Raw genomic sequence first — 25664 nt, forward strand, 5'->3', positions numbered from 1 at the left:
ATGACTATACCAGTACGATATTCAATTGTTGTCCCTGTTTTTAACGAGGAGGCTGTCATTTCAGAAACTTATAAACGGCTTACAGATGTGATGAAGCTTACCGGGGAAGAATACGAACTTCTTTTTGTGAACGACGGCAGCCGCGATCGAACAGCTTCCATTTTGAAGGAATACAGCGATAGAGATTCCTCTGTGAAACTCATCGATTTCTCACGCAACTTCGGACATCAAATCGCGATTACCGCGGGAATGGATTATGCCTTAGGCGATGCGATTGTGGTGATTGATGCGGATTTGCAAGATCCCCCCGAACTCATTTTAGAAATGATTGAAAAATGGAAAGAAGGCTATGATGTTGTTTATGCAAAACGAACGCAGCGAAAAGGAGAAACATTTTTCAAAAAACAAACTGCTTCTCTATTTTATCGCCTGCTGCGCGCTTCTACGGATATCGACATCCCTCTTGATACGGGCGACTTTCGCCTCATAGATCGTAAGGTGTGCGACGAAATGAAAAAAATACCGGAAAAAAGCCGCTTTGTCCGCGGGTTAGTAAGCTGGGTAGGGTTCCGCCAGACAGCTATCGAGTATGTGCGTGATGAACGTTTGGCAGGAGAAACGAAATATCCTCTGAAAAAAATGTTGAAATTATCCATGGATGGAATAACATCTTTCTCCTACAAGCCATTAAAGCTTGCAAGCTATGCTGGAGCTCTTCTTTCCGCCGCAGGATTTATCTATATGCTTGTAGTGCTGTATTTAAAGCTATTTACCGACAGCACAGTTGCAGGATGGGCTTCCCTCATAATTATCCAGTTGCTTTTCAGCGGAATTGTCCTTATCATACTCGGTGTAATTGGCGAGTATATCGGACGTATTTACGACGAAACAAAAAACCGCCCTCTTTACATTGTACGTGATCATTATGGGATAGAACGCAAAGCAGCAAACAGTATAGGGCATAAATAATAAGCTGGCGCCATTGGTAAAAAAGCTGGTCACAATACATCAATTTGTAGACATTACTTACTATGTTTTGAATCAAAGAATCATAATACCTTTTTGATTACAGGCAACAAAGCATGCCTCTTCTCAGAAAAACACTGATAAACATGAACTTACCGTTACACACCATTCACACGCTTGAAGTGGGGGTATTCTCGCCTAATTTATGATAAAAAAAGCCTCTAAACATGTAGAGGCTTCCCCTTTGTAAATGATCACATTTTAAGGCACTTCATGACCCATGGAACTGTGGAGAATCTCAAACCATTGATCTAAAGTCAGTTTATGCCCCAAGGCATGAATAGCGCTTTCGATACGCTTTTCTTTACCCGATCCTACGATTGGCATGATTTTAGCCGGATGGTTCAACAGCCATGCGTACAATACTTCATCCAGGCCGTTTGCACCGATTTCTTCTTGTACTTTCGTTAAAGTATCGCGAAGTCTGACTGCTTTCTCGTTATTGGATGAGAATACCTCTCCACCTGCTAAAGGCGACCAAGCCATCGGCGGAATGCGCTTCTTCATGCAAACATTCAGAGTTCCATCTTCAATATTTTCAAGATTGTAGGCAGATAGCTCAATTTGATTTGTAGCTAGCGGAAAATCAAGATAAGACTCCAATAAATCAAACTGGTGATCTTTAAAATTCGATACGCCGAAATGACGAACTTTACCGGATTGTTTCAGCTCATGAAAAGCTTCTGCTACCTGTTCCGGATCCATATAAGGATCGGGACGGTGAATAAGCAGCAAATCGATGTAATCTGTGCGCAGATTTTGAAGAGACTTCTCAACAGAGCGAAGAATATGGTCTTTTCTCGTGTTGTAATGATGAGATTTATGTTCTGGACGATTTGGAGATTGAAGAACAATCCCGCATTTCGTTACAAGCTGCATACGCTCACGCAGCCCTGGTTTTAAAGCCAAAGCGTTGCCGAATAACTCTTCACAAGTATAACTTCCATATATATCGGCATGGTCAAAAGTAGTGATTCCATTTTCTAAACAGTATTCAATTAAAGCAAGCGTTTCTTTCTCGGATTGCTTCCACTCAGATAGACGCCATAGACCGTGAATGATTCTTGAAAACGATAAATCTTCCGCTAATTTAATTCTTTCCATATAAGTTAGTCGCTCCTTTTTGTATATAAACTAGAATGCGCCTTTTATCTATCATAACCTGCATAAAAAGCACAATCTCATCGTTAACTAAACTGTATATCTTGTACAAATGAAAGAATAGCTGCAAATGCAGCTCCCAGAACGAAAGCGGAGTCAGTTTTCACAAACAGGACCTTTACCTGCTTGAAAGAAAAGGGTAATTGTCAGCAGTTTTAAATATAGAAGCTGCCATTGATTGAGTTTGCAGCCGCTTCAGTCTTTTTCATAAAAAGAAACTTCCTTTGTTACTGTAATCTATTAGATTTTATTTTTCAAATAAAACTGCTTTGCAGTCTGTCATGAAATTACAGTAAACGATCTATTTTCTTTATAAATTACATACATGGATCATCTCTCTTCCTATACATAGATTGGCTTTCATATCCTTTAGCTCGTGGGAGAAGGAGATATCCTTTGAAGAAGGTATTATTGGTATTGATGATTCGTTGGCTGTGATCTACATATACATCCTCAAATTGAAATCATGAGAATTGTAACAAGCTACGGAAATGTTACACAAGAGCAAACCACACGCAATGCAGCATACCTCTGCTAGCAGGAAGACAAGCTATCCCGGTTATAAGCGGTGCGACTATGCCATTTACTGATAAATTCACTGTATATGATCCTGAAATCCACATTAGAGACATTCGTAGGGAAAAAAGCGAAAAAGGTTATAAATGAAAACATTGGGTGATATTCTTCACCAGGCAGGAATGACATAACGAAAAAACGCCACCTGCTCTAACAGATGGCGCCCTTCACATAATAGTTTTCAGCTCTTACAGCCTTTAAACTCCCTTCTTCACAGAAATAAGATTCTAGTTTTTCAAATAACGAAATCCTCCGGAATAAAGACTCTTACTTCCTTAGGCCGGACATAGACTGCTTCCCCTGTACGAAATTGCTGCTGTACAAAATGCTCTTTGCTTATTTCCGCTTCTAAATACTCATCTGTATCCTCACGCCTTAATTCAACGTGTGCGACAGGCCCTACTATATGAGAATATATGATTCTGGCTAATATAGCATCTTCACTTGTTTTTGTTCGTTCAATAGCCAAATCATGAGGGCGGACGTAGCCGACTGCGTCAGTATTAACAACATGCGTATGATCCGGCACTTCGAACTGCGCAGAACCGAGATTTAGCTTTCCTTTATGAAGACGGCCATGAAATAAATTGACATTCCCTAGGAAATCATACACAAAGGGACTTGCAGGGTGTTCATATACTTCTTGCGGCGTACCAATCTGTTCAATTTTCCCTTCATTCATGATAACAATGCGATCCGCTACATCTAGAGCTTCCTCTTGGTCATGCGTGACGAACACACTTGTAATTTGAAACTCGTCATGCAATTTCCTTAGCCATCTCCGTAATTCCTTACGCACTTTTGCATCCAATGCGCCAAAAGGTTCATCCAGCAGCAGAATCTTTGGTTCTACTGCCAAAGCTCGCGCCAGTGCAATACGCTGCCTCTGCCCTCCCGATAATTGGGAAGGATATCGGTTTGCAAATCCATCCATTTTTACTAGCCGCAATAGCTCGTATACTTTTTCTTGTATTTCAGCATCAGACGGTCTTAGTCTTTTTTTGCGAACCTTTAATCCAAATGCTACATTCTCAAACACAGTCATATGTTTAAACAACGCATAATGCTGAAAAACGAAGCCTACTTGCCGATGCTGTACATGAATATGCGTCAAGTCATCTCCATCGAATAAAATGGATCCTTCGTCTGCCGTTTCCAGTCCGGCAATAATGCGCAATAAAGTAGTTTTTCCAGAACCGGACGGTCCCAACAAAGCGACAAGCTCTCCTTTTTTAATCTCTAAATGAATGTCTTTTAATGCGTTAAACGTCCCATAATGCTTAGACACGCGCTTTACTTCAATCGTCATGTTTCTCTCCTCCTCGCTGAAGCCGTTACCGTTTCTCCGCTCTCCATTCAATCCAGTTTTTAATCACTAATGTCACAAGGGCCAACAGTGACATTAAAGAAGCAACAGCAAATGAAGCAGAAAATTGATATTCATTATATAAAATTTCAATCTGCAGCGGCATTGTATTCGTGGTACCTCGTATATGTCCAGAAACAACGGAAACCGCGCCGAATTCCCCGATTGCTCTTGCGTTACATAGTATCATGCCATACAACAAGCCCCATTTGATATTCGGAAGCGTGACGAGAAAGAATGTCTTCCAGCCTCCTGCTCCCAATGATAAAGCAGCTTCTTCTTCTCCTGTCCCCTGTGACTGCATGACCGGGATCAACTCGCGAGCCACGAACGGAAGCGTGACAAAAATAGTTGCAATAACAATACCTGGTACAGAGAAGATAATTTTTATACCATGATCTAATAACCATGGACCAAGAACACCGCGAGGGCTGAACAATAATACAAATACAAGCCCCGCAATGACAGGAGAAACTGCAAACGGCAGCTCAATAAGCGTTAATAAAAGCTGTTTGCCTTTAAAACGGAATTTCGTAATGAGCCATGCTGCCGCAATTCCGAATACGGTATTCAGGGGGACAACTAGCAGCGCAACAATAATAGTTAACCGGATTGCTGAGAGTGCATCCTTATCTGTAATAGCCGCAATATAAACTTCTGCTCCTCGCTCGAAAGCCTTTGAGAAAATTGTGATTAACGGAATAAAGAGAAACAACAGCAAATATATAATCGCAATGAAAATGAATATGAATCGAGTCCATTTTGATCCAGCCGTCGGGGTTGAACCTGCCGTTTTTTCAGATATTTCCGATTTATATAGTGATGGTTCCATCTCCCTCCCCCTTTCTATGAATTTCGAGTTTCATGCCTTTGACTCCATGTTTGAACAAGATTAATAAATAACAAGAAACAAAGCGATACGACTAACATAACGACTGCAATCGCGGTAGCGCCCGCATAATCATATTGTTCAAGCTTTGTCATAATCAATAAGGGAGCTATTTCTGTTTTCAGCGGCATATTGCCGGAAATGAATACAACAGATCCATATTCTCCGAGTCCCCTCGCAAAAGCGAGCGAAAATCCTGTTAACAAAGCAGGAGTAAGTTCCGGAAGAATTACTTTATAAAAAATTTGCCATCTTGATGCACCTAAGCTTGCCGCAGCTTCTTCAACTTCTTGATCCATGTTTTGCAAAACCGGCTGCACCATACGAACGACAAAAGGCAACCCAATGAATGTGAGTGCTATGATAATACCAAGCGGTGTAAATGCGGCTTTAATATGCATCTTTTGAAGCAGGTGTCCAATCCAGCCATTTGCAGAATACAGCGTTGTTAGGGCAATTCCGGCAACTGCTGTAGGAAGCGCAAACGGCAAGTCAATTAAACCATCAATTAAACGCTTGCCTGGGAACGGATACCGTACCAATACCCAGGCAATCAAAAGACCAAAAACAGCGTTAGTCAATGCTGCTATAAAAGAAGCCCCGAAGCTAAGTTTATAAGCAGCTAATATACGCTCGCTTGTAACGACAGCAACAAACTGCTTCCATCCTAAATGAGACGTTTGAATGAATATCATAGATAGCGGTATTAAGATAAATAAGCTTAAATACGTCGTTGTAAAGCCCAGAGAAAGACCGAACCCCGGCAGAACCCGCCGCTGTTTATTTCGCATTGTTATTCACCCCGTTAAGCTGAGAGAGCTCTGTTATTTTTGATAAATTTGGTCGAATACTCCTCCATCTTTGAAGTGAGTTTCTTGTGCTTTTTTCCATCCGCCAAATAATTCGTCCACTGTAAATAGTTCAATTTTAGGGAATTGCGATGCGTATTTTTCTGCCACTTTTTGATCGCGCGGACGATAATAATTTTTAGCGGCAATCTCTTGACCTTTCTCTGTATAAAGATATTCTAAATATGCTTGTGCAACTTCTTTCGTTCCTTTTTTATCAGCAACTTTATCCACTACTGCAACAGGTGGTTCAGCCAAGATACTGACAGACGGCACAACGATATCAAATTTGTCTTTTCCCAGTTCATTCAATGACAGCAACGCTTCGTTCTCCCATGAAATCAATACATCGCCAATGCCTCGCTCTACAAAGGTAGTAGTGGCACCGCGAGCTCCTGAATCAAGCACTTCTACGTTTTTGTATACGTTGCCGACAAATTCTTTTGCTTTCGCTTCGCTGTTCCCATTGTTTTTCAGTGCGTATCCCCATGCAGCCAAGTAGTTCCACCGAGCGCCGCCTGATGTTTTCGGATTGGGAGTAATAACGGAAACACCTTTTTTTGTTAAATCATTCCAGTCTTTAATGTTTTTCGGATTTCCTTTTCGGACAAGAAATACAATAGTAGATGTATATGGCGTCGAATTGTTAGGCAGACGCTTTTGCCACTCTGCCGGCAGCAATTTTCCTTGTTCGCTAATTTCATCAATGTCATACGCTAGCGCCAATGTCACAACATCAGCTTCTAAACCATCAATGACCGATCTTGCCTGTTTCCCTGAACCGCCGTGGGATTGTTTCACCGTAACGGTTTGCCCGGACTTCTCTTTCCAATACTTCGCAAATTCCTTATTGAAATCCTGATACAATTCACGCGTTGGATCATAAGAAACATTCAGCAGTTCAATAGACTTTTGTTCCTTGGATTGCTTCCCTTCTTCTTTACTCGTTTGTGTGCTGGAAGTGGATTGAGCGCAACCAGACATAAGAGCAATAACGGAAATAAAGGCAAACATACTTTTGACAATCGACTTGTTCTTTCTTTTTTTCATGTAAAAAATCTCCTCTCTTTTTTTGAAATATAAAAGGCACACAACGTTTCACAATGTGAATGCTGTGTGCCTTCAGTTTACTGATCGGCTTATGCGGTTGTATTTCTCACAAGGCAAAATATAGAATGGTAAGGTGCTGCTATATTATTGATTCAATATTCCGCCATTTCATTTTCTTTATTTTATATACACTAAACCTATATGTCAACTAGGGATTTAAAATTATATATAAATTTTTTTGGGAAATTAATAATTTATAAATAAATTTACACAGTCATAAAACCCACTTGACTTATAGGAATAGTTTACTTATTATTATATTAATTTATAATTGCTGATTGGTCTACCAAAGGCACCTAACCGTTGAGGATAGGCGCCTTATTTTTTACTGAAAATAGTAGTATCATCTTAAATGTATTTTATCTTCACTTATTTTAGTCACAAAAAATAAGAATGAAAGGAGTTCTCATATGACAGAACAGTATCCAATATTACAAGGGGCAGAGCCATTCTTTTTAAAGGGGAATGATGTCGGTGTTTTGATTTCTCACGGATTTGCAGGAACACCGCAAAGCGTCCGATTTTTAGGAGAATATATTGCGCAGCAAGGCTATACTGTGTATGGCACCAGATTAAAAGGACACGGTACGCATTATAAGGACATGGAAAACTGCACATACGACGACTGGATTCAAAGCCTTGAAGAAGGTTATCATTTCTTGAAGCGGCATTGCCGGAAAATCTTCATCATGGGGCAATCGATGGGAGGAACGCTGGCAATACATCTTGCTGGTAAATATGAAGATATCAAAGGAATGATCGTAATTAATGCTGCAATGACAACAATTCCTGTGTTTGAAGCATTGAAAGATAAACATGAGCCTCGCTTTGTTGATGAAGGCGCCCCCGACATTAAGGCAAAAGATGCATATGAAATTGCGTATGCAAAAGCACCGATACAATCCATTCAACAGTTGCTGCTATTGATGAATGAGACCCGCAGAACACTTGAATCTATTACATGCCCGACACTGGCTTTTGCATCCAAAGAAGACCATGTTGTTCCGCCTGAGAATACGGATTATGTGATACGTCACATCAAGTCTGAGATAAAAGAAACCATTACTTTGTATAATTCTTACCATGTTGCTTCTATGGACTATGAAAAAGAATTCATTGCTGAGCAAAGCTGTTTATTTCTTGAAAAACATATTGGCAATCAAAGAGAAATGAAAACGTTTCTCTCCTAATTCGTTTGCAAAACTCTTTCATTAAGATGTTTTCTCCGCATATGAATTTTTAGATCAGACTCACTTTTAAGAATGCCAATACAGATACTTTAAACGTTTAACCTTACACGTTCATCATTTTCGTTATAAATGCACCTAAAAAAATCGTCAAAAGAATGAAACAATAATCTTTATATTTTAACACACCTGCAATTATAAGGAGGAACGAGCAATGGTAAAGTTAGATGATGCGAAGATTGATTACATCTTATCGCTCTTGGAAAAAATCAATCATGGATATGTAACCATCACTATTCATAATGAGAAAATTACGCAAATAGATATAAATGAAAAGTATCGGCTATTACAGAAGTGATGATTTGAACAGACCTATTGGCATCCTGAGAACCTATGCATTCACGAGTATGTAACATACGTGTATATACAAGTGAATAAAAAAACCGTCTTTTTATAGTGGGGAGAGATCGTCCGGCGACGTGCAGAAGCGGTCAAACCTTTGTAGTGGTTCATGCGAGGGTAAACCAGAGAGAAGAAGCATGCAATATTCCCTTTTGGTTGCACATAGCACATGGAAATGTCGAAATTATAATTCACTCATATATAGTTGCAGCTCACCTGTGTAAAAATATAATTAAATTCATTTCCAATCGTTACAAACGTTGGGCTTTTGACTATGTATGAACATGAAAAAGGCTCTGCACATATCCCAGTGCAGAGCCTTCTACTGTTTTCGTAATTCACGATATTTATTTTTCACCTGCTCTAAAAATAGTTAATATCATTAAAAATACTTTGTAAATTTTGATGTTTTGTTTATGATATAACTATACGAAAAGGAGTGAAGTCAAAAGTATGGTAGCACGTTCAAAATACTTAGCCGGTTCTTCCTTGGCTTTTATGGGGGTCGGCTTTATCATAACATTACCGTTTCAAAGTTCAGCAGCAGGCACCATCCTGCAGGGAGGCTTTGAATCCGGACTGGTAGGAGGTTTGGCCGACTGGTTTGCGGTAACAGCTTTATTCCGCCATCCAATGGGTATACCTATCCCTCATACAGCACTTTTGCCGAAAAACCGTCAAAGAGTAACAAAAGGGCTCATTCATATGCTGGAAAACGAATGGCTTACTAAAGAAAGCATTACAGGTAAATTAAAACAGATGCAGCTAGCAGAAAAAATTTTAACCATTCTGGAAGAAAAACTGCATTCTGATTCAGTAAAAAAAGCGATATCTATCATTGCTCAACAAACCATTCTCAACATACATACAGAACAAATCGCTGCTTTCATCGAAAAAGAAGTGAAAGCTTACCTCAGCTCTGTTAATACTGCCTCACTTCTCAAATCGGCCATTGATCAAGTAATAGCTCACAAATATGAAGAAATGGCTTTAGATTATGTTCTGATAAAAACAAAGGAATGGACAGAGAAAGCAGGTACTCGCAACCAACTTGGCAATTTAGCTATGAAAGCAATCCAGAATATAGAACTGGATGGTTTCTTGCAATTTGCCTTGAAATCGTTCATGAATGTAATAGATGCAGAAAAACTGGGAGGCATCTTGCAAGACCTCATTATAAGAGGGGTACAGAGTTTGCAGGATGGCAGTAATGAGAATAGACAAGCTTTGCTGAACAAAATCCGCACTGAATTGGAAAAAGGAAAAGAAAATGATCAGCTGTTGAAAGGAATTGAGACCTGGAAAGAAAATATGATTGTAAATTGGGATGCTTCCAAGCAAATAAATGAGGTGCTTCAACAAACAAAGCAAAAAGGATTACTTTTTGTGAAAGATGCCGCATTTGTTGATACATATGCTTTGCCTTTCTTGACACGACTGTTGGATCACATCAAAAAAAATCCAGAGTATGTGTCTAATATCGAAAATGTGATGCAGGTACAAATTGCGCAGCTTATCGAGAAAAACCATTCAAAGATAGGAAAGCTTGTACAGGAAAATCTGGACAAACTTGATGATGAAACGCTAATTTCTATGATAGAAAATAACGTGGGAAAAGACCTGCAGTGGATTCGGGTAAACGGGGCGGTTTGCGGTTTCTTTATCGGATTATGTCTAGAAGGAATAAAATTTTTTATATAGGAACTATATAGTAAATAACGCTCTTGAATTATGCAGCAAAAATTCTTAAAGCAAAAGCCTTGCGTACCGCATCCATTGTACGCAAGGCTCTTTAGCTTCAACTTAAAAATAAAACCTGGAAAGAACACCGTATTGCAACTGCTCCCTTTCTAACCACTACATTATGCTATCTATCATGCCCCCGCTGATTGTTAAGCATTTTATAGTACACCACTGCTTGAAATCAATATAACAATCATGTTTAAAAAGAGGATTCCAATCCCTGAGACAGCTCGACAAAACGCTTTACGCCATCGCGCAATTGCTGTTCATTGATATAAGAATAGCTGAATCGCACCCATGAATTCGGCTCCCTTAGCGGATCGCAAATGGTACCGGGAACAAAGGAGATGGATTGATCGAAGCTTCTTTCAAGGAGGGATTTCATAGGTAAAGTCTCAGGAATCTTGATCCATAAGTTGAGACCTCCCTTTGGACTAACCCATTTCCACCCCGTGCCTGCCAGTTCTTCCTCCATAATTTCCTTGCGAATATGTAACGCGATGCGAAGCTTTTCCAGATGCTGCTGCAGCCGTACGGATGAAAAATAATGAAGAAAAATCTTTTGGTTCAAGAGCGGCGTGCCGTTGTCCGCTAACGATTTTGCATTCAAAAGATGTTTCATTAAAGATGAACGGGTTGCAACAGCAGCGATGCGCAAACCGGGCGCCACGTATTTGCTGAAGCTGCGGATATACATGACGTAGCCTTCCGTATCATATGAAAAAAGGGGCAGCGGAGGCTCTTCGTCAAAGTATATATCATGAAACGGGTCATCCTCCACCAGAAGACACTTGTATTGTTCCGCAAGCTCGACTAGTCGTTTGCGCTGCCCGGATGGGACTGTGTAGCCCGTCGGATTATGAAAAGTCGGGTTCAAATAAAAGAGCCGCGGTTTAAGTTGTCTCATATACAGCTCGATCTGTTCTAAATCATAACCATCAGGATAAATGTCCACAGGTACTATATGTGCTCCTTGCTGCTGAAAAGCATCGATGGCGGCACTGTAGCTCGGCCGCTCCAATAAAACGGTATCCTTAGGCTTTATCACAATTCTGGAAATCAGGTCAATAGCTTGCTGCGCACCTGATGTAATCAATAATTCGTCTGCAGAAATATGGAAACGGTGACGCTTCAAAAAATATTCGCACAAAGCCTCCCTCAGTTCCTCATCCCCCTGCACCGTAGAGTAGGTACCAAGCACTTTTGGATACAAATCAAATACCTTCTTCACATATTCCGACATATAAAGATTAGGCAGAAGATTTGGATCGATAAGCGCTTGAGAAAATTGATAGGTAACCGGTACTCGATGAATTTCGGACAAATGGTTTTTCTGGAGATAAGAAGAAGTAATGAGATCCTTTGAGTCATTGATTGACATGATGCTATCCGGATAAACGTAGTAGCCTGATTTATCTTTTACGTACACTTTTCTGTTTTGCTTCAGTAACTGATAAGCCTTAAAGACGGTGAGACGATGCACATTCATTTCCTGAGCCAGCAACCGGACTGACGGGAGTTTTTCATGCTCTTTCCATTCCCCGCGTTCGATTCGGTTGATGATGTAATCGTACACCCGCTCAAAGAGCCGGCTTGAATGACCGGTTGATAACAGATTGTCCCCCATACTCCCCCTCCTTTTCTTTCATCTTACACTGCTTTTCTGCAATCTGTTCTATTATAAGCCATCTGTTCTGTTCTTTTCCTTTTATGATAATGAATAAAGGAGGAATACAGGTGATTATCTTCAATTATTTACTCATGTGCATCATTTTCGGAACGACTTTTTTGGCAATCAAAGTAGGCGTTGATGCGGGCGCCCCTCCATTTTTCTCGGCAGGTGTCCGCTTTTTTATGGCAGGACTGATTCTTTTTGGATGGATGGTATGGAAAAAAAAGGCGAGAGTGTCCCTTCTTTTGCGTAAAGAGATGCTGTTTACGGGCATAGGATTAACTTTTGGTACATTTTCAACATTGTATTGGGCCGAGCAATATGTAACTTCGGGGATTGCAGCGGTCTTATCGGCAACGGGGCCTATTATGATTTTATTGCTTCAGACCTTCCTCCTTCGCCAAAAATCATCCATTCACTCAATGGCCGGCTGTTTGGTTGGGTTTGCAGGCGTGATTTTGCTGCTTTTACCCAGCATTTCCTTTGAGATGAACCTCTTTTGGGTGTTGGGCTGTTTCATCATTTTGATAGGTGAAATATTCTACTCATCCGGAACTCTATATTCCAAACATGTGATGGAGCGTTTTGCAGATACATCACCCATCGCATTGAACGCGGCTCAGATGATGTACGGAGGAGCTATGCTGCTTGTTTTGTCAACGTCCACAGAACATGTTCATATAGAATCTATGCTGACGCTGCATGCAATCGGCTCTCTCCTTTATTTAATCATTGTCGGATCGATGTTGGGACACAGCATATATTATTGGCTCGTCGCCAAAACGAATCCTGTTTTTCCATCCACTTGGCTTTACATCTCCCCGTTACTTGCGCTGGGATTAGGAACTTTATTATATCACGAGGCCGTTTCATGGTTCACGTTAACAGGAGTTATCACAATCATCACAGGAATTCTTTTGATAAACGTAGGCTCCTTGCGGCAATTGGTCAGCAAATCGGAAAAAGGCTTGCGTAATCTAAGCAGTTGACAAATATGCAAAAAGTGATATCCAATTGGATATCACTTTTTTGTTAATGATTTTGTTTAACCTAACTTAATTCTAATTACCGGTCGCCTTCGCTTAAAGCGATGGCTTGTACGAATGAAATTCGTATTCCAGAGTCATTACAGGGCATGACTGCTACAGCACTCCGGCTATACAATAACAGAATCTGTAATCCCGCATTAACCCTAATGTGCTTCTTTTGCCTGGTGGCTGTTGATTTTACCAATGAAAATGACTAAAATAGCTAGCACAATCGGCATTACAATATGAAGATTTGGATTGATCCCCTCTAAAAAATGCCCGACTGCCTTGTCTTTTAATATCATTTCACCAGCTGTATATCCTAATAACCCGGCTCCAATCGTAACAACGATCGGAAATCTCTCCATGATTTTCATTAAAACTTGGCTTCCCCAAATAATAAAAGGAATGCTGATAATCAAACCAAGTATAATCAATAAAACATTTCCTTCAGCGGCCCCGGCAACAGCCACAACATTATCCAGGCTCATTACGACATCCGCAATAACAATCGTTTTAATCGCTCCGATAAGGCTCGTGTTCGCTTTAATATTTCCTCCATCTTCACCTTTTAATAATTTAACCGCTATCCATAAAAGCAAGATCCCGCCTATAAAATTCAGGAAAGGAATCATTAACACATACACAGCTAAAAAAGTTAAAGCAACCCTTAACACAACAGCCCCGAACGTACCGAAAAATATAGCTTTCTGTTTGTGCTGCTTTTGTAAATTGCGGCAGGCTAACGCAATGACAACCGCGTTATCCCCGCTTAAAACGATATTGATGAGGAGAATCTCTACAAGTTCTAGTATAAATGTAGTATCCATATGACAATCACCTTAATTCATTTTTATTCGTTCCTATGTAATATTGATGGAATGTTTTTCAGAACATTTTCGTCCCCCTTATGCTGCTTTTGTCCGCCGTAACTTTCCTTCTTTCACCATACTGCCAAACCATTCATCCTTTCAATCAATATGCAATACAATCCAACATGCTCTTTCAAGAATGCCTTGTCCATCATCAACAAATGATTCCTAAGACAATAACAGTACACCATATCTTTTCACTATATTTCTTTCTTAATCACATCCAGTCATCTTTCTGTATTACAGCAGCGATATCTTCTCACATTCTATAACAGCTGTTGTATGCAGTAACTATTTCCTCTATAATCTCTATTTATTTCTTTAAAAGTATTTTGTTTATTTTGTTCACAACAAGAGACTGAGGTATAGCAAAAGGATTGAAATATGTACGAATGAAGTTCATGAAAAAAATGCACAAAATGAAAGTAATGCTTTTAATAGAGTTATGTTACGAATTATTTACCTGCAGACTGTAATCTATTATTATTATCTCAAATATCGAAATTTTCTTTATTTTGAAAGCGTAATCAAAAGGAGAGATGATTTATGTTAGCTGTGCTAGGGTTTGCAATGGTTTTTGTCTTTATGTTCTTAATCATGACCAAGCGTATGTCAGCATTAACTGCATTAATGGTCATACCTACTGTGTTTGCTTTGATCGGCGGCTTTTATTTGAAAGTAGGTCCTATGATGCTGCAGGGCGTTCAAAAAATAGCTCCTACAGGGATCATGCTCATGTTTGCTATTCTGTATTTTGGTATTATGATTGACAGCGGGTTATTTGATCCCATCATTTCCAAAATTCTAAAGATTGTAAAAGGAGATCCATTAAAAATAGTAATTGGAACCGCTATCCTCACGTTGCTTGTATCATTGGACGGGGATGGCACGACTACCTATATGATTACTGTAGCGGCTATGTTCCCCCTTTATAAAAGACTTAAAATGAACCCGCTCATATTAGCTGCAGTGGTCATGCTCGGCGCTGGTGTAACGAACATTCTCCCTTGGGGAGGACCTACTGCCCGTGTCATGAGCGCGTTGCATTTAGATGCTTCTCAAATATTCACTCCGCTTATCCCAGCCATGCTCGGCGGTGCTTTATGGGTAATCTTCACTGCTTATCTGCTGGGAAAAAAAGAACGTAAAAGGTTAGGAGTTATTGATTTAGATCCTGTACAAGCAAATTCGTTGGCAGCTTCTGAAATAGCAGCCACTGTGGAAGCAATGGATTATAAACGTCCTAAATTATTACTTGTAAACTTTCTTCTCACCATTGTCCTTATGGTAAGTTTGATTAAAGAGATTATGCCTTTACCGGTTTTGTTCATGCTTGCATTCGCAATTGCAGTTCTCATTAACTACCCTAGTCTTGAGGCTCAGAAGGAACGAATTGCCTCACATGCAGGAAACGCTCTGGCAGTTGTCTCATTAGTTTTTGCGGCCGGTATTTTTACAGGCATTCTATCAGGCACAAAAATGGTAGATGCAATGGCTCATAGTTTAGTTGCCTTAATTCCGCACTCATTAGGACCGCATCTGCCTATTATTACAGCTATTGTCAGCATGCCGTTCACCTTCTTTATGTCGAATGATGCTTTTTACTTCGGAGTGCTGCCGATTCTTGCTAAAACAGCTGCCAGCTATGGGATTAGCGCTGCAGAAATGGGTCGCGCTTCTCTCTTAGGACAGCCTGTACATTTGCTCAGTCCGTTAGTAGCGTCTACATATTTATTAGTAGGGATGGCTAAAGTTGACTTTGGCGAACATCAGAAATTCACTTTAAAATGGGCCGTGGGAACCTCACTCTTCATGTTGCTTGTGACTCTTATTACAGGTGTAGTGTCCTTATAGAACTCTGTAGTAAAACCCCTTACTCCATCAAGGGGTTTTTTTACCTTTATCAATTCAAGAAGCAAAAGATTTACGTATCAAATTTAAAGGAAGTGGTTGTTATGCGAGCGCAATTCATATTGCAGCAAAGCAGCTTTATTGTAATTAGCGGTCTTGGCGGCTATGCTTTATCTCTTACAGGAATTTCTATCGGATGGTTAATCGGCACATTGATAACGGCTGGTATCCTTTCTCTTTGGCAGCCGAACTGGGTGGAAATTGCCTTCTCCCTTAAAGGAATGCAAAACAGTTGGAGACCCCTCGGGCAGAGTATCTTAGGGATAGAGCTGGGGCAAAAAATCGATGCGTCTGTTCTCCGCACACTTCATGAGAATTGGCTTACCATTATAACCATGATTCCCTTGTCTATTATCTTCGCGTTGATTTCTGGCATGGTTTTGAAGCGTATGAGCAACACAGATTTATTAACCAGTTTCTTTGCAGCTACACCTGGCGGGTTATCAGTCATGCCTAGTATCGCTGAGGAGGTTGGTGCTAATACAGCGATAGTAAGTATTGTGCAAACTATACGTGTCTTTCTTGTTGTTTGTACCATACCTTTATTCTCGATATATGTTTCCGGTGACAATATAAGTTCGGGTAGTATTCCCAGTCATACTGCCCTTAACACATTTGGAGCAGTCCCTGTTTTCTGGACACTCGCATTAGCAGTATCCTCAGTTGCAGGGTATTTCATCGGGAAATGTTTAAAAATTCCTGCCCCGTGGTTAGTAGGAGGAATGCTGGTCGTAGCTCTTGTAAAAACTACAAGTATCATGCAATTCGGAGAAAATATAGCCGCATGGTGGCCGCATTGGCTCATTATCGCTGCCCAGATCCTGATCGGTTCAAGCATAGGTTCCCGCCTGGATAAAAGTATGTTTATAGGTACAAAAAAAATGATTATAGCGGGCTTATTGAGCTCGCTTATCCTTTTATTCGCAACCGTTTTATGTGCATTCGTTGTCACAGAGCTCACGAACATTCCATTTATTACTGCTATCTTGGCACTTGCGCCAGGGGGCATTGCAGAAATGGCCACTACATCGGTAGCGCTTCATGCAGATGCCGCATTTGTAGTAACTGTTCAAGTATTGCGTGTCATTGCCATTGTCAGCATCTTGCCGCCTCTCTTTAAGCTTTTACATACCCGCTCCTATAAAAGGAATACCCGTAAAATTAGCTAAAAAACGGAATCCTTAACTGAATATTACGGGTTCGATAAGCGATCGCTTTTCTTGTTACACAAAGAGGGTGCCGAAAGAGCTGTGTTATCATAGCTATTCCGGCACCCCTCATTATTTAACTATAAGTCCATATAAGTTAGTTACTATTGTGTTTGGAAATACCTTCGTTCCGGGCGTCCCACTTGTCCATAAATAAGCTCTGCATAAATTTTCCTCTGAGAAATCAAGTACTCTAAATAGCGCCTTGCAGTAGAAGAACTTACTCCCAATTCTTTGCTGAGCATGCCAGCGGTTATCCCTGACTGTCCTATACTAGAGATACAACCTAAGATTTTGTCTAATGTCAGAGAATCAATTCCCTTCGGTGAATGATCTTCTTGTATACGGGGCTGCCCTATATGCCATAAGCTTTCAATTTGGTCAGGAGATAGCTTATCATTTTGATTCAGCTGCTCCCATTTAGATTGATAGCTTTCTAGGCTGTTTTTAAAGCGATCAAAGGTCAGCGGCTTTGTAATATAATCGAACGCGCCTCCTCGAAGAGCATGACGTACTATGTCCACTTCAGAAGCTGCCGTAACCATAATAATATCTATATCCTGGAAGTGTTGGCGAATAAATCCAACTAATTCAATCCCTCGCATATCAGGTAAATAAACATCCAACAACACAAGCTGCGGCTGAACAAGCTCTATCCATTCTTTTGCCTCCGCGCCTGTTGTTGCTGTTCCAACTACTTGAAATCCCTTTATCTTCTCCGTAAAACGGCGATGAATTTCTGCAATCCGAAGATCATCCTCAACAATTAACACCTCAATAGACTGAGACATTTACTTCACACCTTTCTTTTGGAATTGCTACAGCGAATAGCACGCCATCCCAGTCACCTTTCTCAATAGAAATGCTGCCATCCAATTCTTCCACCAGATCTTTCACTCTTGCCAAACCAAACCCGCGATTTCCTCCTTTTTTCGTAGAAAATCCCCTTTTGAATATATAGGGAATGAAATCATCTTCAATTCCTGAGCCGGAGTCTTCTACTTCAATCAATACATCATCTCCAATATCCGTTACGAACAGCCTGACCTTCTTTTCTTTTTTCGCAACTTTTTCCACTGACTCAAAAGCGTTTGTAATTAAATTTCCAAGAATGGAAATCATATAGGTTCTATCAATGTGCACAGGTAACTGATCAAGACTGCTTTCCCGATCTAAGATAAAGTCAATTTTTAATTCTCTTGCACGATTATAGAATCCTATTAAAATTCCGCCTAACCACGGATCCTGCAGCTTTTTCATAATAAATTGAACAACATCTTGATGAATTACAGTTTCTTCATGAATCAGTTCTAGCGCTTCTTCATAGGACTCTAATTGAATGAGGCCTGATAAAGTATAAAGAATGTTCTTAAATTCATGTGTTTGGGCCCGAAGAGCTTCCGTGTACCTCTTTACCTGAGAAAGCTCCTCTGTCAGTTGATCCATTTCAGACTTCAAGCGGAAGCTTGAAACAACTCCAATGACTTCATTCCCTGACTTTACAGGTAAGCGGTTTGCGATTACAATTTTACCGCTTAAATCCAGCTGTCTATCCAATTGCTCCTCTCCTGTATGGAGAACTTCTAGCATAGAAGTGTTTGGAATAACCTCCTGAACTGGTTGTCCAATAACAGCTTGTCCCTCTTGGAGAGAGAGAATATCGTATGCCGCCTGGTTCAGCAGACTGACAGAACCTCGTTTATCTACAACCATAATTCCCTCACGAACAGACTGTATAACTGCGCTGCGTTCTTCATACAGTGATGAAATCTCCTCAGGTTCCAGCCCGAACATCAGATTTTTGATATTGCGCGCAAGATAGACAGAACCTAGTATACCGATTAATAAGCCAGATATGGCAATCCACAAAATCGGACTTCTATATTCCGTTATCAATTGATTCATATCATCCATAAGAAATCCAACAGATACTATACCGATAATGTTATTGTTCTCATCTCGAATAGGAACTTTTCCCCGCAAAGAAGGTCCGAGTGTACCAACCGCTTTAGATACATAAGATTTCCCATCTATCAGCGCTGCTTCATTATCTCCGCCAACCATTTTCTTCCCGATCTCTTCTGGATTAGGGTGAGAATAGCGGAAGCCTTGCTCATTCCCAACTACGATAAATTCAGCATCGGTTTCGGCCCTAATCCGTTCGACAATTGGCTGAATAACAGTCCAAGGCTGGTTTGTACGAAACGCTTCCCGTATTTCAGGCATAACAGCCACCGTTGCAGCCACATGCAAAGCCCGCTTTCCTAACTGCTTTTCCACTATATTAGACAGCATATAATAGAATAAGACGCTAATTTGAGAAACAATGAAAATGATAAGAATAAATATAAAAATTGTAATTCTCGTCTGCAGTTTTAATCTTTTCAGCTCCAATATTTTCTCCCCTAACGCAGGCGGAATACATTTTAAAATATATTCCGCTTTATTATACATAAAAAGAATCTATAAAAATGATAAACGCTTTCAAAAAAATTTAGTAATTATCCAAAAAATTCTGATTATCCCCCTTAAACAAGATTCCAGTTATATAAATCCATCTTAATTTTCCGACATGTCCATGTGCTATGTGCAACCAAAAGGGAATATTGTATGCTTCTTCTCTCTGGTTTAGCCTTGCATGAACCACCACAAAGGTTTAACCGCTTCTGCACGTCGCCGGATGATCTCTCCCCACTATAAATAGACGGTTTTTTTATTTACTTGTATATAAGTCCACTTTGTTATTCCGACATATCTATCGTTTGCCACGTAGAACAAAAGGGAAACTGCGCCCGCTCCCTCTCTCTCTCCCTGCGTGGGCCACGAAAAGGGTTTGACCGCTTCTACGCTTAGTCGGATGATCTCTCCCCCCTAAAAGAAAAGTTTTTATGTCGATTTTTTTAGTTGCCTTTATATAGAATAGTGTTTCCGCTTATTTGACAGAAGTTTCATAACTTTTCCTATATATTAATAAATCATATCATTTTCTGACTATTATTTTAATAGTAATCTCGATATATATTAAATCTATATATAAGATTTATTTCATGTTTATTTTTTTGACATTCTGCTTAGCTGAGTCCAAGCTGACGAAGTACGGCTTGGGGAACACCAGAACGATTTCTGATAGGAAGGCTTAGCTTCTACGATGGATGCTTGCCTAGGATGAAAGCAATGACCTGCTTTTAGCCATTTCCACAGTGGTTCAATCGGATTAAGATTAGGGGAGGCAGCCGACCTGTAAGGTCATATTTGACTCCCCTCCAAAAATGGGGCATAGAAAAATACCGCCTGTTAAAACAGGCGGTACCCTTCACATAATAGTTTTTAACTTCTCTTACAATTCTCAAGCTTTTCGCTAAACCTATACCTCTTAATAATACGCCACTGTAGTCCCATAAGAATAACTATACCGATAGGTGCCGGATATGGGCGTTGGTAAGGGTAACTGCAGCCAATCCCCTACCTGACTTGATAAACTCGTCTAATTTTGAATGAATCGAGTGCTGCCGTCCGGTATTTAAATGCGATCGCCGTCTACACAGATTTTAAACCTTTTACGAATCACTGGCTTAAGTTAACCAGCTTTCTTCATCTCGGTCCTTTTAAACGATTTCCTATAAGAGCGGTTATAAAATACCAATCCGATTGCGCCAAACACAATCGGTCCCGCCACAATCGGAACGTATTCCAGCAAATGGACATTCGCAGATGGAATCAGCGTTAACAGGATGGTCCCTACAACAGAAAACATCCCGACAATCGCAGTGGTATAAGCAAGCCAATTACGTTGAATTTGAAACGGCCGAATGATTTCTTTATCACTCATGCGCAGTTTGATATATGCACTGATCAAAAATACATACGGAATGAAGAACGCCAAAGTGGACATCAAAATCAACATGTTTAAAGCGCTGGATACATTGGGAACGAATGCAGAAAACAATAGAATCAACGATACTACAACCGCTTGCCCGATTACAAGATTCGCCGGCATCCCGTCCTTATTCTTCTTCAAAAGCTTCTTGGGCAAAATATCTTTTCCGCTTTCAGAAATCATTACAGCAGGATTCAAAATCAAAAACGACAACGATCCTACGAATGCCAATACAAAACAAATACCTAAAATTTGTGATAAAGAGAAAGATAAATCAAATTGCGCGTTTATCTTATCGGCAAACATATACAGAGCCGTCGCTGTTTGATCTGGCGAAATCTTTAACACAAATTGAAATGAAACAGTTGCTGCAATGTATACGAAAGCAACAACAATGGATGTCATGAAAATAGCCTTTGGAAATGTTTTCTGAGGGTTTTTTACGTTTTCGGCAATTGTTCCAAGCATTTCTCCTCCAGAGAACGCAAACATCAAAGTCGATAAAAACATGATTGTATCGAACGAAATGTGATTGGGCAGCACACTTTTACCGGTAAACGCTGTTGCGCTTTGATGTCCGCTAAACATACTGTAAAAACCGAATCCGAAGATCAAAACAGCCGGAACCAATACACCAAGCGGAGCACCGATTGAAGAAAGTCTTTCACTCATTGTTGTTCCGCGAAGTGTCAATAACGTGACAATCCAGAAGAACACACAAGAAAGAAAAGCTGTCTCCATCGGATGATCAGTCAATTGCGGCTGTTTGATTCCATAAGACAATGCGACGGTTGTCGTTAAAAGCAAAGAAGGATAATAAGTAAAATTAGCAATCCAAAAAAACCATGAACATATGAAGGAAGCCTTCTCACCGAAAGCGCGTTTTATCCATATTCCCATACCGCCTTGGTTTGGGTAAGTTGTAGAAAGTTCTGCAACAATCAAACTAATTGGCACGAAGTACAGCAAGGCGGCCAATACCCAAAAGAATATCGCTGAAGGTCCGATGGTCGATGCATAAGCAATATTACGAAGACCTAAAATGGAGTTGATACTAATTAGCGATAATCCTAAAACACCTAATTTTCTCATTTCTGTCGATTTCATAGCTGCTAGTTTCCTTTCAATTCGGCACAAAAATATATGCAAGTGATTTTACTGCTTAAGTATAAGTATTTATACATATTTAAACAATATGCATTCATTATGTTTATATATTGGAAACGTTGAGAATTTTATGCGAATTACATATTTTGCGTTTCAAATAAAAAAGCTGTTTCTCCCCAAGTTAGATACGAATAGAAATAGAGATTCACTTTGCATTTGATCGAAGACAATACTTACACATAGAAAAACACCGCCTGTTTAACAGGCAGTGTCCACTTGATGGGCAAATCCTTTGTTTACAGTGAATCCTTAACTATTTTTTCCACATACACAGCGAGCTGCTGCGTATGCTCCCATTTTCCTTTAATCGTTTCAACTTTCGGATGAATGATAACTTCAACCGTACCGGATTTCAGAGTGTACCGCTGCTGTTCGAACAACCGAGCAGTTCCTTTAATGGTAATTGGCACTACACTCGTTTCTGTATCTACAGCCGACCTGAAGCTCCCTGGTTTAAACGGTAATTCCTTCTCTCCCTCTGTAATGGTTCCCTCAGGAAATATAAAAACGTCCTTTCCCTCTTGTAAATACTTTTTCATTTGCTGCAGTACTTCCACCGCACTTCTTCTGTCTCCCCTTTTTAGGTATATATGTCCAATTTCTTTTATCCATGTGCGAAATATAGGAATGTTCCTGATTTCCTCCTTCATCACAAAGTACGGCACGCGATTCAAACATGCATATAGTACAATAGGATCTAAATGACTTTCATGATTGGCTATAAATAATACCTGCTCATGGTCAGGAATATTTTCTTTACCTGTGACATTCAATTGTATTCCCATAAGTTTAAGAAGCTTCCTTACTAGCTTCTGTAATTTCTCATTCAACATTTTTTCTTTGTTGGCTTTCTTTTTTACAGTATGAATATACGGAATATGAACAACGAACCAACCTAGAAAGTATACACCGATGTATATAAGCCTTAACAAATAAATCCCCTCATTTTCGTTTCTTTTTTCTATTTTATTCATCCTTTAGTATGCTGGTTTTTAATTTTTTATATTGATCATATATACGATGCATGAAATGAAAGAGCATGAGTTGAAAAATGAAACAATACCATTATGTGTGAAGTGAATCTTTATATTTAGACAATAAAACACCGCCTTGCTTGTTCTGCAAGGCGGTGCCCATCATACAATATTTTTTATCTCTTACATACACTTTTTATTCAATTAAAATAAAGATTTTCTATATTGCTATTACATATAGGGCAATGCCACCCAATAGTATGATAACTAAAAGAAGGTAAATAAAAGAAAGTCTCATTGTGTTTTGTTTTGCAGAATTTGCGTAGCCTTCATCACCCTTTCCTCCGATGACAACGGTGCTGACAAGCGCAAATATCATCAGAATTGCAACTAATACATACGCCACCTTCATAAATTCCCCTCCCCCTATATCTTGACATAGGTAACCCAAGAATTTTGATAAGCCTATTGTATGACATAAATGGAGTAACCCTTCTTTTATTAAATCCTTTCACGATACCTTAAAGAAAAGTCTTGTCCACTTGCTGACAAATCTTATATTGCTTCTTTCTTTATGATAAAGAATATTTTAAAAAATGAACCATCCAATTCAAAGATATTTTGACCATCCACTTTTAAGTAGGAGAATAGCTTTTCATATTTAATAGGAATACTAGTACAGTATTATTTTGGGTATTAAATCATTTATGGAAGGCAATTGAATGCATGGACACAGAAAGTCTGCTCTAACGAGAATACAATTCCCATTTTCTAAAAAAAACGAATACAAAAAAGCCAAGAATTTCAAAAATACTTGGCTTTTAGTAATGCCTTCAATCTTCATGTTGCAGCAGTAGATAAAAATTCCTGTTATTCTGCAGAGGCTGGCTGCTATTCCATGCTTTTTAAAGCATCTGCAAATCTCAAGATTCCTTCTTGAATTAAGTTTGTTTCCCCTCTGCCAAAAGTGAAGCGTACATACCCCTTTTTTGAACCAAAAATACTTCCCGGAACAAAGACTACTCCCTTTTTGATGGCCTCCTCAAGTAATTGATATTCATTGATTGGCCCGTTCAATTTACACCACATATGAATTCCGCCTTCCGGAATCATAAACTCGACTTTATTATCTAAAAACTCAGAAAGACTTGAAATCATGAGATCTCTTTTTTGTTTAAGCTGATCTTGGAGCATATGGATGTGGGAATGAAATTGATCGGATCCCAAAAACTGTTCTGCTATCCACTGCGGAAAAACACTATGTCCAAAGTCTACCTGTTGTTTTGCGTCTGCTAAGCGTTCAATTACCGGTTGGGGGCCGATAATCCATCCTATCCGCAATCCTGATGCTACAATTTTCGATAGAGAACTAACATATAGAATATTTCCGTTATCATCCATGGATTTTAGGGTAGAACCTATCCCTCCCGTGAAGGAAGTTAAACTATAAGGATCGTCTTCTATAATCGGGATACCAAACTCAGATGACAATTCAAGAATTTGCTTACGTCGTGCGGGATGAAGTATCGTTCCTGTAGGATTTTGATAAGTTGGATTTAAAAAAACCATTCGAATTCGATGCTTTCGATGTAAGGCTATGAGATCATTCGGATTTATTCCATGCTGATCCACCGGCAAAAGAAAGGTTCTTAGTCCCGCTGACTGAAATAGCGGCAAGGAAAAACAATAGGATGGATCCTCAATAGCAACGGCATCTCCCGGCTTAAGCAAACACTGAACAATAAGATGAAGAGCTTGCTGTGCCCCAGACGTAATAAGAATAGACGAAGGAGAGGCATCTATATTTTTATATGTTTTAACATGGGAAGAAATCGTTTCTCGTAAAGTCAAATTTCCTTGTGGATGGTCATAACCAAGGTTCCCATTAAATTGCTGTTGCGAGAGAAACCTTTGAAAATGATGGATTGGAAATAAATCTGACGACAATTCACCACTGGCCAGATTAATGAGATCATTTCCCTGCGCTTCTTTGCGAATTCGTTGAACTAAGGGCAAATTGGGAAGAAAAGAACCTTGTTCTACATACCTGCTCCAGTTCGGTATGCGTCTATGTGATATTCCCCATATGTCTGTACTTACACGTGTTCCACTTCCTTTTTTCCTTTCCACTAGTCCCGCTGATTGTAACTCTTCATATGCGGCTACCACAGTACTGCGATTGACACCTAATTCTTTTGCTAAAGCACGTTCCGAGGGTAATACGCTGTTTGGCGGGAAATCTCCTGAGGAAATCCCGCGTTCCATATACTCTGTAATTTGCTTATAAATTGCCTTCTTATCCGCACGATTTGGTTTCCACTCCATTTTATTCGCATCCTTACTGCCATTTTTCTTTTTTACGTCATTATAGTGAAGTAGATGGTTAAAGTAAAGTTTAATTGGAACATAAATGCGAATGGAAATATTTATGTGAAATATTTTAGCAATTGTAATTTCGCATGTTATTATAGAGTGAACGTGCGTAAAGCTTTTTTATCTCTTCAATTACTAAGATAAAGTCCATTTACAGGAGTTCCAGCCTCCTCCAAGTAACTCTATTACGGTAAAATTATTTAATATCGGTTTTACATGTATTACTAAATAAGCTACATACTAAGCGTGAACTTATTCAAAAAAAGTGAGGTCT

Annotated in this window: 20 protein-coding genes and 1 pseudogene; 8 read left to right on the forward strand and 13 right to left on the reverse strand. The window is 39.6% G+C overall.

Translation table 11 applies throughout. The features are described from left to right. Complete coding sequence (locus H540_RS0125585) at positions 1–969, forward strand: glycosyltransferase family 2 protein (protein WP_028402992.1); 969 nt, start codon at positions 1–3, stop codon at positions 967–969. 258 nt (positions 970–1227) lie between these two features. Here H540_RS0125585 and H540_RS0125590 read toward each other — a convergent pair whose 3' ends face one another. Continuing rightward, positions 1228–2130 carry an aldo/keto reductase gene (locus H540_RS0125590; protein ID WP_028402993.1) on the reverse strand — a complete coding sequence of 301 codons (903 nt, stop codon included), beginning with the start codon at positions 2128–2130 and terminating at the stop codon, positions 1228–1230. A 446-nt stretch (positions 2131–2576) separates the two neighbouring features. Between H540_RS0125590 and H540_RS34965 the strand changes: the two are divergent. Beyond that, a pseudogene (locus H540_RS34965) lies at positions 2577–2808 on the forward strand (nucleoside hydrolase); the annotation flags it as partial. A gap of 190 nt (positions 2809–2998) precedes the next feature. Here the strand turns inward: H540_RS34965 and H540_RS0125600 are convergent. From H540_RS0125600 to H540_RS0125615, 4 genes are read right to left on the reverse strand one after another with little or no spacing between them, the layout of a single operon-like run. Continuing rightward, positions 2999–4072: a sulfate/molybdate ABC transporter ATP-binding protein gene (locus tag H540_RS0125600; protein ID WP_028402994.1), complete on the reverse strand. Its 1074-nt coding sequence runs from the start codon at positions 4070–4072 to the stop codon at positions 2999–3001. A 25-nt stretch (positions 4073–4097) separates the two neighbouring features. Further along, complete coding sequence (gene cysW / locus H540_RS0125605) at positions 4098–4934, reverse strand: sulfate ABC transporter permease subunit CysW (RefSeq protein WP_425388184.1); 837 nt, start codon at positions 4932–4934, stop codon at positions 4098–4100. A 41-nt stretch (positions 4935–4975) separates the two neighbouring features. Beyond that, positions 4976–5809 carry a sulfate ABC transporter permease subunit CysT gene (gene cysT, locus H540_RS0125610; RefSeq protein ID WP_028402996.1) on the reverse strand — a complete coding sequence of 278 codons (834 nt, stop codon included), beginning with the start codon at positions 5807–5809 and terminating at the stop codon, positions 4976–4978. A gap of 33 nt (positions 5810–5842) precedes the next feature. Continuing rightward, entirely contained in the window at positions 5843–6916 is a 1074-nt protein-coding gene (locus H540_RS0125615) for a sulfate ABC transporter substrate-binding protein (RefSeq protein WP_028402997.1), read from the reverse strand. Positions 6917–7386: 470 nt separating this feature from the next. Here H540_RS0125615 and H540_RS0125620 point away from each other — a divergent pair, with 470 nt between their 5' ends. The 3 genes from H540_RS0125620 (at position 7387) to H540_RS0125630 (ending at position 10266) form a co-directional block, all read left to right on the forward strand. After that, positions 7387–8166 carry an alpha/beta hydrolase gene (locus H540_RS0125620; protein ID WP_028402998.1) on the forward strand — a complete coding sequence of 260 codons (780 nt, stop codon included), beginning with the start codon at positions 7387–7389 and terminating at the stop codon, positions 8164–8166. A 211-nt stretch (positions 8167–8377) separates the two neighbouring features. Next, positions 8378–8521, forward strand: a complete 144-nt coding sequence (locus H540_RS32705) for a DUF2292 domain-containing protein (protein ID WP_081415282.1) — start codon at positions 8378–8380, stop codon at positions 8519–8521. Positions 8522–9018: 497 nt separating this feature from the next. Then, positions 9019–10266, forward strand: coding sequence for a DUF445 domain-containing protein (locus tag H540_RS0125630; protein ID WP_028402999.1), 1248 nt, complete (start codon positions 9019–9021; stop codon positions 10264–10266). 241 nt (positions 10267–10507) lie between these two features. On the opposite strand, the gene H540_RS0125635 is transcribed toward H540_RS0125630, so the two are convergent. Continuing rightward, a complete protein-coding gene (locus H540_RS0125635; RefSeq protein ID WP_028403000.1) occupies positions 10508–11935 on the reverse strand; it encodes an aminotransferase-like domain-containing protein in 1428 nt (475 codons plus the stop codon). A gap of 110 nt (positions 11936–12045) precedes the next feature. Between H540_RS0125635 and H540_RS0125640 the strand changes: the two genes are divergently transcribed. Next, positions 12046–12969, forward strand: coding sequence for a DMT family transporter (locus tag H540_RS0125640; protein WP_028403001.1), 924 nt, complete (start codon positions 12046–12048; stop codon positions 12967–12969). A 203-nt stretch (positions 12970–13172) separates the two neighbouring features. Here H540_RS0125640 and H540_RS0125645 read toward each other — a convergent pair whose 3' ends face one another. Then, positions 13173–13838 (reverse strand): TerC family protein, encoded by a 666-nt coding sequence (locus H540_RS0125645; protein WP_028403002.1) that lies wholly within the window; start codon positions 13836–13838, stop codon positions 13173–13175. Positions 13839–14426: 588 nt separating this feature from the next. Here H540_RS0125645 and H540_RS0125650 point away from each other — a divergent pair. Both H540_RS0125650 and H540_RS0125655 read left to right on the forward strand, forming a co-directional pair. Beyond that, positions 14427–15734, forward strand: coding sequence for a CitMHS family transporter (locus tag H540_RS0125650; RefSeq protein WP_028403003.1), 1308 nt, complete (start codon positions 14427–14429; stop codon positions 15732–15734). Positions 15735–15835: 101 nt separating this feature from the next. Beyond that, positions 15836–16960 carry an AbrB family transcriptional regulator gene (locus H540_RS0125655; protein ID WP_028403004.1) on the forward strand — a complete coding sequence of 375 codons (1125 nt, stop codon included), beginning with the start codon at positions 15836–15838 and terminating at the stop codon, positions 16958–16960. A gap of 143 nt (positions 16961–17103) precedes the next feature. On the opposite strand, the gene H540_RS0125660 is transcribed toward H540_RS0125655, so the two are convergent. From H540_RS0125660 to pdxR, 6 genes are all read right to left on the reverse strand, one after another. Next, a complete protein-coding gene (locus H540_RS0125660; protein WP_028403005.1) occupies positions 17104–17790 on the reverse strand; it encodes a response regulator in 687 nt (228 codons plus the stop codon). After that, positions 17774–19453, reverse strand: coding sequence for an ATP-binding protein (locus tag H540_RS0125665; RefSeq protein WP_081415283.1), 1680 nt, complete (start codon positions 19451–19453; stop codon positions 17774–17776). The genes H540_RS0125660 and H540_RS0125665 overlap by 17 nt, the downstream gene beginning before the upstream one ends. 1123 nt (positions 19454–20576) lie before the next feature. Then, positions 20577–21983, reverse strand: coding sequence for an amino acid permease (locus tag H540_RS0125670; protein WP_028403007.1), 1407 nt, complete (start codon positions 21981–21983; stop codon positions 20577–20579). Positions 21984–22279: 296 nt separating this feature from the next. Next, positions 22280–22975 carry a lysophospholipid acyltransferase family protein gene (locus tag H540_RS0125675; RefSeq protein WP_028403008.1) on the reverse strand — a complete coding sequence of 232 codons (696 nt, stop codon included), beginning with the start codon at positions 22973–22975 and terminating at the stop codon, positions 22280–22282. Positions 22976–23237: 262 nt separating this feature from the next. Continuing rightward, positions 23238–23429 (reverse strand): hypothetical protein, encoded by a 192-nt coding sequence (locus H540_RS0125680; RefSeq protein ID WP_028403009.1) that lies wholly within the window; start codon positions 23427–23429, stop codon positions 23238–23240. A 479-nt stretch (positions 23430–23908) separates the two neighbouring features. Continuing rightward, entirely contained in the window at positions 23909–25342 is a 1434-nt protein-coding gene (pdxR, locus tag H540_RS0125690) for a MocR-like pyridoxine biosynthesis transcription factor PdxR (protein WP_028403010.1), read from the reverse strand. Positions 25343–25664: the final 322 nt, after the last annotated feature.

This window comes from Ectobacillus panaciterrae DSM 19096, assembly GCF_000430785.1.
Taxonomy (GTDB): Bacteria; Bacillota; Bacilli; order Bacillales; family Bacillaceae_G; genus Ectobacillus; species Ectobacillus panaciterrae.